9 protein-coding genes are annotated in these 12291 nt (G+C 71.1%); 3 read left to right on the plus strand and 6 right to left on the minus strand.

All coding sequences use genetic code 11. The features are described from left to right. Positions 1-4881, minus strand: coding sequence for a DNA-binding protein (locus KLK06_RS41990; protein ID WP_214641275.1), 4881 nt, complete (start codon positions 4879-4881; stop codon positions 1-3). 2 nt (positions 4882-4883) lie between these two features. After that, positions 4884-5750 carry a DUF4132 domain-containing protein gene (locus tag KLK06_RS41995; protein ID WP_214641276.1) on the minus strand — a complete coding sequence of 289 codons (867 nt, stop codon included), beginning with the start codon at positions 5748-5750 and terminating at the stop codon, positions 4884-4886. A gap of 331 nt (positions 5751-6081) precedes the next feature. Here KLK06_RS41995 and KLK06_RS42000 point away from each other — a divergent pair, with 331 nt between their 5' ends. The 3 genes from KLK06_RS42000 to KLK06_RS42010 all read left to right on the plus strand — a co-directional run bounded on the left by KLK06_RS42000 (position 6082) and on the right by KLK06_RS42010 (position 8877). After that, positions 6082-6405, plus strand: coding sequence for a hypothetical protein (locus tag KLK06_RS42000; RefSeq protein ID WP_214641277.1), 324 nt, complete (start codon positions 6082-6084; stop codon positions 6403-6405). Between the two features lie 194 nt (positions 6406-6599). After that, on the plus strand, positions 6600-7913 hold the full coding sequence (locus KLK06_RS42005) for a hypothetical protein (RefSeq protein ID WP_214641278.1): 1314 nt from the start codon (positions 6600-6602) through the stop codon (positions 7911-7913). Between the two features lie 10 nt (positions 7914-7923). After that, entirely contained in the window at positions 7924-8877 is a 954-nt protein-coding gene (locus KLK06_RS42010; RefSeq protein WP_250906840.1) for an NAD(P)-dependent oxidoreductase, read from the plus strand. Positions 8878-8890: 13 nt separating this feature from the next. Here the strand turns inward: KLK06_RS42010 and KLK06_RS42015 are convergent, their stop codons facing one another. Genes KLK06_RS42015 through KLK06_RS42030 form a run of 4 tightly spaced genes read right to left on the minus strand, consistent with a single transcriptional unit; the run spans position 8891 to position 12288 of the window. Next, entirely contained in the window at positions 8891-9286 is a 396-nt protein-coding gene (locus KLK06_RS42015; protein WP_214641279.1) for a universal stress protein, read from the minus strand. Next, positions 9283-10782 (minus strand): tripartite tricarboxylate transporter permease, encoded by a 1500-nt coding sequence (locus tag KLK06_RS42020; RefSeq protein ID WP_214641280.1) that lies wholly within the window; start codon positions 10780-10782, stop codon positions 9283-9285. The genes KLK06_RS42015 and KLK06_RS42020 overlap by 4 nt, the downstream gene beginning before the upstream one ends. Positions 10783-10798: 16 nt before the next feature. Beyond that, positions 10799-11296, minus strand: coding sequence for a tripartite tricarboxylate transporter TctB family protein (locus tag KLK06_RS42025; protein ID WP_214641281.1), 498 nt, complete (start codon positions 11294-11296; stop codon positions 10799-10801). Continuing rightward, positions 11293-12288 (minus strand): tripartite tricarboxylate transporter substrate binding protein, encoded by a 996-nt coding sequence (locus KLK06_RS42030; protein ID WP_214641282.1) that lies wholly within the window; start codon positions 12286-12288, stop codon positions 11293-11295. Before KLK06_RS42030 ends, KLK06_RS42025 begins: the two co-directional genes overlap by 4 nt. Between the last annotated feature and the right edge of the window lie 3 nt (positions 12289-12291).

The raw sequence follows: 12291 nt of genomic DNA on the forward strand, positions 1-12291 counted from the left end.
TCAGCGTCGCCGTCCGCGCTTGACCTGGAGTTGCTCGAACCGGGGAACGTCGCCGTCCCGCACCCGCTGCCACGCCCTGGCGTACAGGTCGGCGACGGGCTGGATCGGCACGATCGGCGTGCTGTAGTGGCCGGCCAGGTCGTACAGGGCCAGCTTCCACTGCTCCACCGGCAGGCGCGGCGACGACTGCTCCGTCCAGCCGCCGGGCAGGAACAGCGTGCGCGCCGCCCGGCTCCGGCTGGCCTCGATGACGAGGCCGCTGCCGGCCAGCTCGGCGCGGGCCGCCTTGAGCCGGGCGGGCTTCCAGCCCGTCCACCGGGCCATGTTGCGGTCGGTGGGATCGGGCAGGGCCAGCAGCATCAGGTACGTGGCCGCGGCGTCCTCGCCGAGCCCGTGCTCCTTCGCCACCTCGACGACCAGGTCGGGTACGGACCTGGTGGGATCCTGCGGCCACCACGTGCCGTCCGCGTCCCGCTCCCCCTGCGCCGGATCGCCCGGATCGGCGAGCAGCGCGGTGAACCTCGGGTCGCGGGCGATCCGCAACGCGATCTCGGCGACGAACGGCGCCTCGGACCCGAGCAGGGCGCGCAGGTAGGGGTCTTCGCCTGCCGCGTCCAGCAACGCGGTGCGGATGGCCGGAGAGGGGCGGTCATCATGGGTGGGCATGATGAGGGCGCCGTACCTCTCGTAGCCCTGACCGGTCTCGGTCGGGGCTCCGGCGGCCTTCCTGAACGCGGGCAGGTTGACATAGCGGTCGAGGTCGAGCATCAGGTCCGGGTTGGCCAGCCGGGCGCGGACCTCGGCCAGCGCCACCGGCAGCGCGGCCCGGATCGGGTCTCCGGCGGGCAGCCGGTACGCCAGCCACCCCGCGGTGGCGACCGCCATGAACAGCACGTTCGCGGTGAACCCGGTGGCGTTGTCGTCGACGGGCCTGACCCGGTCGCCGCGTACGGCCCAGGCCAGGTCGCGGCTCAGCTCCGGCGCGGCGGCCGGGTCGATGAGCATGCGCAGCGCCCGGCTCGCATCCCAGCCGGTGTGCACCGCGCGGGACGTCTCCGCCAGCAGCCATTCGGGAATGGCCGCCTGCGGCCCGACCTTGTCGTCCCACACCGCCGCCGCGGCGGCCACGTCCGGACCGTCCGTCCAGAGCCGGGCCGGGTCGGCGGGCAGGAGCGCCGCGACGACCGCTCGCCGGATGTCGCCGTCCATCTTGCGCAGCTCGTCCCTGGCGACGGCGGCATCGGCCAGCTTCACGCCGAGCGCGGTGCGCGCCTCCTTGGTGAGGAAGTTCCGCTCGTGCGTGTCCACGGACGGCAGGCCCGCCACGATGAGCCGGGCGATCGTCGGGGAGACGCCGGTGAGCCGGGCGAACTCCTCGGCCGCCTCGGCTCGCCAGGGCGCCGGTCCGCGCGCCGCCAGTTCGGTGAAGAACGCCTCCAGCCAGCCCGCCTCGCGAGGCGCGCCGACCGGCTCCGAGGACCGGACGGTGTACGGGTGGGGGACGTCGAACCGGCCGGCCGGGTCGTGGAACAGCACCGTCCACAGGCAGCCGGAGTCTTCCCGGGAGTCCGCGTTCATGAAGGCGAGGAACGCGCCGTCGTCCAGGGGCAGGGTCCCGAGCCAGTTGCCGTCGCGCCAATTGCCGTCGGGCTTGGTGAGGTAGCGCTTGTCGAGGTGCAGTGACATCCGCCGCCAGCGGGACGGGTCGGCCGTGACAGGCAGACCGAGGTGGTGGAGTTCGTGGAGTAGCCCGTGCAGCGTGGCGCGGTGTTCCTCCTCGGTCGACTCCGACCCGGCTCGGAACGCCAGGGCGGCGGTGTCGTCGAGCAAGGCGTCCCAGCGCAGGCCCGCCTCCGGCAGTCCCGGCCGGTCGAGGTGAGTGCGGCCCAACCCCGATGAACCCGACCCCGATGAGCCCGACCCTTCAAGACCAGACCCCGACGCCAGCCCTCGGCCGATCGCCCGGATCTGCTGGTACGAGCCGTCGAGGTGCAGCAGCCACGAGTATCCGCCGGACCTGCCGAGCCCGCTGAGCGCCTGGTCGAGCAGTTGGTCCGCGGGACCGGCCGGCGCCTCCTCCCGGTGGCCGCCGGCCAGCGCCTCGGAGAGTCTGGCCGCGACGGCGTCCAGCACGCTCACCTGGGTCAGGGCGAAGCGCACGACCCCGGCGATGCCGGCCACGAGCGCGTCATGGCTCACCTGGGGCAGCAGCGTGCGTACCCGCGCCTCCAGGTCTTCGTCCGCGCCGACCGCCAGCAGGGCCGCCGCGGTGTCCACGTCCAGGCCGCGCAGGGCCACGGAGCCCTGCGGATCCCTGGGGCGCAGGCAGTACCAGTAGCGCAGCGGCGGCAGGATGAGGCTGCCCTTGGCGAAGTGGCCGGGGGCGTCGTCCGTCCTGGCCCAGGCCGTGACGACACCGTCCGGGTCGACCAGGCTGAGCCGGTAGCTCCCCTTCACGATGGCCCGCGGCCGGTCGTCCCCGGGGAACGTCAGGGCGCGCACCGGATTGCCGGCGTCCGGCGGCAAGGTGACCGTACGGCCGGCGACGTCCTGACCGCGCATCGACCCGTCGGGCAGCCGCACCACGCGCCAGCCGAACAGCCCGCCCGTGGGCGCGCCGACGGGGGTGACCTCGTCCGAGGGCGCGGGCAGCAGCCAGCCCGCATGGAACGTGCTGCCGGCCGGAGCGTCGCGGAGCGCGTCGGCGAAGAAGGCGGGACCGCCCCGCCTGCCCTCCTGCCCGGTGACCGGGTCGTACTCGTACCAGTCGGCGGTGGAGTGGTCGGACCCGTCCCAGCTCCACACCCAGAACGAGGTGCCGTCGGAGATCATCGACCGCTCTTCGGGGACGGCCGTGTCCCCGCGATGCAGCACTCCCGAGCCGGTGGCCCGCCCGCCGCCGGGCAGCGTCAGGGTGACCGGGTCCTCGCCGCGGTACCAGTCCATGCGGGTCCCGCGCGTGTTGCGGCTGCCCTCCACCGGTTGGGGGCGGTCGGCGGCGGTGTGCCAGTATCCGCGCAACTGTCCGTCGAGGGCGCGGGACTGCCAGTAGACGAGCAGCTCGCCGTCCACATAGTGCAGGCCGATGTCGCTCCAGGTGTCGCCGGCCGGGATGCGCAGGTCGTGGGTGAGCACGGTGCCTTCGGGGCCGAGCACCCGGGCCTGCGCGGAGCCCGCGGTGATCAGGTGCGGCCAGGCGTCTGCGACCACGATGTCGTCGACGTCCTTCTTGGCGACGAGGGTCGCGGCCGCCTCCTCCCAGGCCGGCCAGCCCAGCTCGTCGAACAGCCCGGCCCGCAGGGTGCGGGCGAGCACCGGCGCGACCTGCGTCGCGGCGGCCTGACGTACCTCCTCCTCGGCCAGGGCCAGCGCCTCGCCCGGCAGCCAGGCCAGCCGGCTCAGGGCGTCGGGCAGCTCCGGCAGCCCGGCGGCCGACGACCGCAGGGCCACCTTGGCCACCCACGCGGCCAGCATCGGCCGCCCGCCGGGGGACTCCGCCAGGAAGCGGATGGCTCGCCGGCCGGACTCGTCATTGCTGAACGAGTAGGCCGCGCGCTCGAACGAGGGCCAGAACCGGGCGTCGGCGGCCAGGGCGACCAGGTCGCGCTGCCCCTCCCCCATCGCCCAGTGCTCGAGCTGCAGCGAGGCGTGCTCCTCGGGATCGGTCACGGCGAGGTTGTGGGCGAGTAGCAGGTCCAGCAGGTCGACGTCGTAGGTGATCGTCAGCGTCCGGCCCTGCCCGGTGAGCTCGGACCGCAACTGGCCGGCCGCCCGCTCCACCAGGGTGTACAGGGCGGGCAGGCGCGGCGAGATGCCCCAGCCGTGGTTGCGCGCCTTCAGGAACCGTTGGAGCCAGCCGGCGGTGCCGTCACCGGGGCGCTCCGGCACCTCGCCGGAGATCAGCCCGGCGGTGGCGCCGGACGCCTCGAGGATCTCCAGCCACAAGCCCGACAGGTCGTGCTCCCTGGACTCCGGCATGATGTCGAGCAGCGTCGTGCGCACCTCGGGCGTCCGCGCGGCCAGGGCCACGATCGCCGTGCGGTGGGCCTTCCACCAGCCCGTCGCGGCCCGGTGGGTGGCCGGCAGGGCGAGCAGCTCGGCCAGGTAGGCCTGCTCCTCCGCGTCCGCGTCGGCCCCGGCCGCCTTGGCCAGGCGGCGCAGGTCGGTGGCCATCTGCGCCGACGGCGGCAGCCCGCCCGCCGTCCGCCGCACGCACAGCCGCGCGAAGCGGCGCAGCGCCTCGTCGGCGGGCACGCGGGCGGCCAGCTCCTTGGCGTAGCCGGACAGCACCTTGACCGGCAGCGCCCCCGCCAGCGCGAACTCCAGGAACACCGCGTCGAGCCGGTCCTCGTCCACGTCGAGCCCGTGCTCCGCCTCGGCCCGGCGCGCGCTGGAGAACATCTGCGCGGCGTAGCCGGTGTTGTCCACGCCCAGGAACACCCGGCCGCTCTGCTCGTAGAACGTGGGCAGGAAGTGGGGAACGGACGCGGCGAGCTGGCGGGCCAGCTGCTGGTAGGTGTCGAGCGCGGCCTTCGGCTTGGACTTGGCCTGCCGGGCCGTACGCTCCAGCTCTGGCACGACGGCGAGGGCGTGATGCCCGTCTTCGGGGTGGTTGACCAGCACCCATTCAGGGAAGCCGAGCGACCGCCGTAATCCCAGCCCGACCACGGCCGGCTCCTCGTCGGGCGCCAGGCCCAGGAAGCTCGCGGCCAGGTCCTCGGCCGGGCCGAGCTCCCCGGCGACCAGCCGCACGACCACCCGGTCGTCCAGCCCGGGATGGCGGTAGCGCCGCGCGGTCATCGGCACGGCCCGCTCGCCGGCCTCCTCGGTGCCGGGCGGCAGCACGGCCCCGGCCTTCAGCAGCTCTTCGGCCTGAGACATGCTCACGCGTCCTTCCCCTCTTCGACCCGTCGCCCGGCGTAGAGCGCCGCGGCCATCCGCATCCCCTCCGACCAGGCCACCGGCCCGACCTCGCGCAGCGGCAGTGTCCTGCCGTCGAGGTCCTGCCAGCTCAGGCCGCCGGTCGTCACCTCGTCCTCCCAGTAGGGCTCGCCGATCCAGACGGCCGCCTCGGCGAGGCTGCCCGCGTCGCGGACCCGGCACGTGGCGTAGCCGCCGGAGACGCGGTAGCCGAGCGAGGTGGCCCGCGCGGCCAGGCCGAACCGGGAGTCGTAGGAGCCGCCGGAGAACTCCGACACGGCGGTCTCGCTCGCCTTGAGGTCGGCGGGCTTGCGCCACGTGGCGCGGTGGATCTGCTCGACCTTCTGCACCACGCCCAGCTCCGCGGCGAACTCCCGCAGGTCGTCCAGGTCGGGCAGCAGCACGGGGTGCGGCAGGGTCACCGTCCGCGGCGACAGTCGTACGGTCTCGCCGTCGAGGTTGACCACCCGCAGCTCGCCGGAGTCGGTGGCGTCCCGCAGGAAGCCGACCTCGTCGGGATCGTCACCGACCACGGCCAGGTCCCGCAGGGCCGACTGCCACGCCTCGTCCGGCCACACGCGGGCCAGCAGCCCGGTCGGCACGGGCAGGGACGAGACCATCCAGACGTCCACCTGCGCCACGCACGCGGCGGCGTGCCGGTCGAGCCACTCGGCGAAGCGGCGCAGCCGGTCCACCTCGGGATGATCGCGCAACGCCTTCGGCAGCGACTTCAGCTGCCGTCCCGCTGCCCGGCCGGAGGTGGCTCGCGCCGCCACCCGGCCCTCTATGAGAGCGACTTCGTAGCCGTCGCTCGCTGCCAGCCAACCCAACGGTCCCCGCCTTTCACTGTGCATGAATCGCCAAATGAGCAGGGCTTTTCCAGCCCCTGCCGCTCTGCTGCGCCGAACGTTAGCGACCCCGACCGACAAACGCGTTCGGGCCGCTCCAGACGCTCTGACGGCGCGCACGGGGGTGGGGTGGCGAGCCATGCGCAGGCGGCTTTGTCGGCCTGCGTAATGCGGTGATCCGTCAGAGATTGCTGGTACGGTACCGGCTTTCCACGGAATGACGGGAGTTTTCCCTTGAGGCCACATATTGCATAGGAAACTTTCCTAATAGATACTCCGAATCAGGTGTCCACCCCCCGGATCTGGAGTCGCTGTGCTTCGTCGCGCCATCACCCTGACCTCGGTCGTCGCCGCCACCCTGCTCGCCGTCGCCCTGCCCGCCCAGGCGGCCGAAGTGGACATCCCGTTCGGGCCGTCCTCGATCGGCGAGTACTGCCACGCCAAGGTCAACTCGGCCTCGTGGCTCGGCTTCTACGAAGCGGGCGGCCTCCGCTGCTACATAAGCGGCACCGGCGGCGCGCCGCAGTACGCCGGATCCGGCGATCCCTACCTCGCGTGCAAGTTCCTCACCACAGAAGTCGTCATGAGCGCCAGGCGGGGGGCGTCCGACTCCCTGGTGTGCCGGGTGATCATCTGACGCCCCTTTAGGGAGGCTTTTCGACTCCCTGACACGTTCCGGACACAAAATGGTCATTTTAGGTGTCGAAATTAACCAGGCATCGCGGTTACAGTGACCCCGCAAGCCAGATGATCTTCATCCGGCTTCGTTTCACCGCGATCAGGAGGCTGAGAACTCAGTTGCGTGCCTGGAACTTACCCACCCGGAAATTGATGGCGTACGCGGCGAGTGCGGCGGCACTCGCATTAGTGATGGCGGGGGCCGTGTCGGCCCCCGCCATTGCTGACGACACCCCGAGCACCTACTACCTCGACAGCGTCAACGGCAAAGACTCGGCGAACGGCCTCTCGGACTCCACGCCATGGAAGACCCTGGCCAAGGCGAACGCCGCGAACATGGTCGCCGGCTCCAAACTCATGCTGAAGCGCGGCAGCTCCTGGTCCGGGCAGCTGTGGATCACGGGGTCGGGCTCGGACGGGCACCCGATCGTCGTCGACGCGTACGGCACGGGCAACCGCCCCGTGCTCAAGAACGACACCGAGGCCTGCCTGTACCTCGAAGGCGACTACATCGAGGTCTACAACCTGCAGATCGGCGTCGACTCGAACCAGGGCCGCTGCTCGTGGGCGGGCATCAAGGTAGGCGGCAGCAACAACGTCATCGAGCAGAACTACATCACCGGCGCCGCGGCGGGCGTCTACATCGAGACGAGCGCCAAGGGCACCTCGGTGACCAGCAACGAATTCGTCAACAACAACTTCATGAGCAAGCTCACGCCGCAGGAGGAGAACGACAACGACGACTCCGGCGCGTTCGCGATGCTGGTGCAGGGTGACGACTCCAACATCGGCTGGAACACCATCACCGGATCGGTGGCCTTCAGCTACGACTACGAGTGGGACGGCGCGGCCGTGGAGATCTTCATGGGCTCCCGCAACTACGTCCACCACAACCTCGCGGTCGACGTCGACACCTTCACCGAACTGGGCACCAGCCGCAACGACGACGGATCGACGAACGACCCCGACGGGACCTCCGGGAACGTCTTCGAGTACAACGGCATCTACGGTGACAGGTCCCGGTCGGGCATCGTCACCCGCGGTCCGACGAAGGACAACGGCGAGATCGAGACGAACGGCCCGGTGTTCGGCACCGTGTTCCGCAACAACTCGATGAACCTGCCCAACGCCGACTCCGAGGGCGTCGTCTGCTACGCGGGCTGCACGAACGCGCACTTCAAGCTGTCGCAGAACATCATCGTGGCCGCAGGGAAGAGCGCGTACGGCGACTCCACCTTCACCGCCAACGACCACAACATCTTCTACGGCGGCCAGTACCAGATGACGGCGGGCACCGCCAACGTGCGCCGGGACCCCAAGTTCGACCCGAACAACCCCCTGCACCTGCTGAGCGGCAGCCCGGCGATCGGTCTCGGCATCACCGCCTTCAACCCCCTCGACCTGGACTCGGTAGCCGTGGGCTCGGACGGCAACATCGAAGCCGGCGCCTACGAATACGTGGACTAACGTGTAGCTCATGCGAGTTGTGGTGATCGGCTCCAGCGGCCATATCGGCACCTACCTCATTCCCCGTCTCGTCGACGCGGGGCATGACGTGGTCGCCGTGAGCCGGGGCCGGCGGGACCCTTACACCCCGCACGGCGCCTGGCAGCGGGTCACCACGATCACCGCCGACCGCGTGGCGGAGGAGGCCGACGACACCTTCGGCAAGCGCGTGGCCGCGCTGGAGCCGGACGTCGTCATGGACCTCATCTGCTTCGAGGAGTCCAGCGCGCGCCGCCTGGCGGCCGCGCTGACCGGTCGCGTCCGGCACTTCCTGCACTGCGGCACGATCTGGGTGCACGGCCCCAGCACCCGGGTGCCCACGACCGAGGATCGGCCACGGCGGCCGCTCGCCCACTACGGCCGCCAGAAGGCCGCCATCGAGGCGCACCTGCTCGACCGCGCCCACCGTGACGGCTTCCCGGCCACCGTCATCCATCCCGGCCACATCACTGGCCCGGGATGGGTGCCGGTCAACCCGGCGGGCAACCTCGACCCGGCCGTGTTCCAGGCCCTGGCCGACGGCACCGAGGTGACGCTCCCGAACCTGGGCATGGAGACCGTCCAGCACGTCCACGCCGACGACGTGGCGCGCCTGTTCATGGACGCGCTGGCCAACCCGGCCGGCTCCGTGGGCGAGAGCTTCCACTCCGTCGCCACCACCGCCCTGACGCTGCGCGGCTACGCCGAGGCGGTGGCGGGCTGGTTCGGGCAGGACGCCCGGCTCGCCTACCTCCCGTGGGAGCAGTGGCGTGACACGGTGTCCGAGGAGCAGGCCCGCATCACCTACGACCACATCGCGCACAGCCCCCACTGCGGCATGGAGAAGGCCCAGCGCCTGCTCGGCCACCGGCCGCGCCACACCTCACTGGAAGCCATCGCCGAGGCCGTCAACTGGCTCGTCGCGGCGGGGACCATCACCCGCTAGCCACGCCCCGCGCTCAGGCCTGAGGTTCCTTGACCGCGAGCACCGGGCAGTCGGCCTCCAGGAGGATCCGCTGCGCGCTGCTGCCCATGATCAGCTTGCCGACCGGTGAGCGTCTGCGCAGCCCGATGACGATCAGGCTCGCCGCGGCCGCCTCCGCCGCCGCGAGCACGGCCTCGGCGACGTCGTCCTCCGCCACCTGCTCGAACTCGTGCACCAGCCCGCCCGGACTCAGCTCCGCGATCAGGCGCCCGAGCTCCTGCGCGTCCGCGGTCGAGGCGTCGACGTAGGCGCCGGGCCGCGAGACGTTGAGGACCTTCAGCGGCGCCCCGCGGAGCACTGCTTCCGCGATCGCCTGCTGGAGCGCGGCCCTGCCCAGCTTGTTGGGCAGATATCCAACGATGACGGTCATGCTTCGGCCTTTCTCCGTGACGTGCGCAGCAGGCGGGTCAGCGGCGGGACGGTGATGATGAGCAGGATCGCCACCAGCAGCGTCGCCGCGATCGGCTGGCCGAAGAAGCCGGTGAGCTGCCCGTCGAACAGGCGCATCGAGCGCCTGAAGGACGACTCCAGGAGGCTGCCGAGGACGAAGGCGAGCACCAGCGGCCCCGGCTCGAAGCCGACCTTCTTCATCAGGTAGCCCACGATGCCGAGGCCGACCATGAGGTACATGTCGAAGACGTTCATGCGGACGGTGTAGACGCCGATCATGGTGATCAGGATCGTCAGCGGGGCCAGGATCGCCGCCCGGATGCGCAGGATCCTGACGAAGATCCCGATCAGCGGCAGGCTCATGGCCAGCAGCAGCACGTTGCCGATGTACATCGAGTTGACGACGCCCCAGAACAGGTCCGGTTTCTCCTGCACCAGCAGCGGCCCCGGCGTGATGCCCTGCAGCAGCAGCGCGCCGAACATGATGGCCATGGTCGCGTTCGCCGGGATGCCCAGGGTGAGCAGCGGGATGAAGGAGGAGGTGGCGGCGGCGTTGTTGGCGGTCTCGGGTCCGGCGACGCCCTGGATGGCGCCCTTGCCGAACTTCTCGGGATGCTTGGCGGCCTTCTTCTCCACCGCGTACGCCACCATCGACGACATGGTCGCGCCGCCCCCGGGCAGGATGCCGAGCACGAACCCCACCAGCGAGCCGCGTGTGATGGCGCCCTTGGACTCGCTGATGTCCTTGCGCGAGGGGTAGACGGAGCCGACGCTGGGGGCGGGGGCGCTCTTGCCGCGCAGCGATTCCAGGCTGTAGAGGATCTCGCCGACGCCGAACAGGCCCATCGCGACGATGACGAAGTCGATGCCGTCGAGCAACTGGTCGCTGCCGAACGTCAGGCGCGAGGTGCCGGCCAGCGGATCCTGGCCGATGGCCGCCAGGAGCAGGCCGATGGTGGCCATCAGGATGCTCTTGGTCGTGGAGCCGGTGCCGAGCGTGGAGACCAGCAGGATGCCCAGCAGGGCCAGCGCCGTGTACTCGGCGGGGCCGAAGTCCAGCGCGAACCCGGCCACCAGCGGGGCGACGAAGGTGAGCGCGAGGACCGCGACCGTACCACCGATGAAGGAGCCGATCGCCGCGATGCCGAGCGCCGAACCGGCCCGTCCCTGCCTGGCCATCTCGTGGCCGTCGATGGCCGTCACCACGCTGGACGCCTCGCCGGGCAGCCGCAGCAGCACCGAGGTGATCGTGCCGCCGTACTGGGCGCCGTAGAAGATGCCCGCGAGCATGATGATCGCGGCCGTCGGCTCGATGTTGTACGTGACCGGCAGCAGGATGGCGATCGTGGCGGCGGGGCCGAGGCCGGGCAGCACGCCCACGAGCATGCCCAGCGTGACGCCGAGCAGGCAGTAGAACAGGTTCTCCGGTTGGAAGACGACCCCGAACCCGGCGATCACCGGGGAGAAGAAATCCATGGTCAGCCGATCTCGTTCAGAAGGGCAGGATGTGCGGGAGTGACACACCGAGCCCGGTGACGAACAGCAGGTAGAGGGCGGCGGTCGAGCCGAGCGAGATGATCGCCGTCATCCGCCAGCCCTCCCGCCCGAGCCCTTTCAGCCACAGCACCAGCAGCGCCACGGTGGGGATCTCGAAGCCGATCCGCTCGAACAGGAACGCGTAGCCCAGGAGGGAGACGGCCGCCACGACGACGATCAGCGCCTCCCGGGTGAAGGTCTCCTCCTCGCCGGTCGGCCCGGACCGCAGCGCGAGCACCGCCGCGGTCACGACCATGGCGACGCTGACGGCCAGCGGCCACAGGCCCGGGCCCGGGTTGGACAGCGTGCCGATGCCGAGGTTCCACGACATGATCCCGGCGATCACGCCGACGGCGAGCGGGATGATCGCCGCGACGATGTTCTGCCGGCGCGCGTATTCCGGGCTCGGCGGGACGAGCAGCCCCTCTTCCTCCTCTGGCGTGACGCTGGTCATTGCTGGCCCGTGAGGTCGATCCCGAGCTTCTTCGTCAGCGCGGCGAACTCGCCCTGGGCCTTGGTGAGCTGCGTCTTGACCTCGTCGCCGCCGACTTCCCAGCGGCCGATGTAGTTGGACTTCAGCAGGTCGCCGTACTCGGGCGTGGCGATGGCCTTGTCGATGGCGCCGGCCAGCTTGTCGCGCACGTCGGCCGGCAGCCCGGCGGGCCCGGCCACGAACCTGCGCTGGTCCACCACGACGTCATAGCCGGACTCGGTGGCGGTCGGCACGTCGGGCATCGCCTCTACGCGCTTGCTCCCGAACACGGCCAGCGCCCGGAGCTTGCCCGACTGGACGTGCTTGGCGGCCTCGGCGATCTGGACGGAGGCCGCGTCGACCTTGCCGCCCAGGACCGCGGTGATCGTGGGGGCGCCGCCGTCGAACGGCACGGGCGTCGCCTTCACCTTCGCCACCCCGAACAGCAGGGCCTGGGAGAGCTGGCTGCCCGTCCCCGCGCCCGTGGTGCCGTACTTGATGTCGTCGGCCGCGAGGATGTCCTTGATCGTCTTGTACGGCGAGGAGGCCGGCACGACCAGCGCGTAGTCCTCGACCGCCAGTCCCTTGACGAAGGTCATGTCCTCCAGCTTGATCGCGTCGGGGTCCTGGACCATCAGCGGCCCGATGGCGAACAGCGACTGCGGCATCACGGCCACCCGGTAGCCGTCCGGCTTACCGCTGAAGACGTCCTTGCCGGCGATCTTGCCGTTGGCGCCCGGCTTGTTGACCACCACGGCCGGCTTGCCGAGCGGCTTCTCGATGCTCTTGGCCAGGGCGCGGGTGACCAGGTCGGTGCTGCCGCCCGGCTCCGTGGGGACGGTGAACTCCACGGCCTTGCTGGGGTACGCGGCGCCGTCGCCGGCACCGCCGCCCTTGACCGAGCAGGCGGTCAGCGCGACCACCGCCAGCAGGGCGCCACCGATGCGCAGGCCGATCGTGGATGGCATTCTCATGGG

Source organism: Nonomuraea sp. NEAU-A123, from assembly GCF_018603905.1.
Lineage (GTDB): Bacteria > Actinomycetota > Actinomycetes > Streptosporangiales > Streptosporangiaceae > Nonomuraea.